Here is a 359-nt window from a genome sequence, read left to right on the forward strand (position 1 = left end):
TCGCGTCGCCAAGGGCACGACGATCCACGCTGGCGAGGCCGCTTCGTGGGATGAGCTTCACGCCCAATACGAGGTCAAGCGGATCAATCACCGCAACGCCTACAGCGAGGCCGACGCCTGCACCAACATGGCTGAGGAGTACTTTAGCCGCCTTCGCCGGGCTGAGCAGGGCCATCACCACCACATCGCAGGCGCCTATCTCCTTCGCTATGCGCAGGAAGCCTCGTGGCGCGAGGATCACCGCCGCGAGTCCAACGGCGCACAGTATGAGCGCATTGCCGGGCTGGCGATGAAGCGTGGCCCGTCCGTGGACTTTTGCGGCTACTGGCAGAGGCATCTACGTGCCGCCGCGTGATTTA

1 pseudogene is annotated in these 359 nt (G+C 64.1%); it reads left to right on the top strand.

The window, feature by feature from the left end:
- Positions 1 to 259 (top strand): annotated as a pseudogene (locus tag CVH10_RS18385) (transposase); the annotation flags it as partial.
- Positions 260 to 359: the final 100 nt, after the last annotated feature.

The sequence above is a fragment of the Halomonas sp. ND22Bw genome (assembly GCF_003011945.1).
Taxonomy (GTDB): Bacteria; Pseudomonadota; Gammaproteobacteria; order Pseudomonadales; family Halomonadaceae; genus Halomonas; species Halomonas halophila.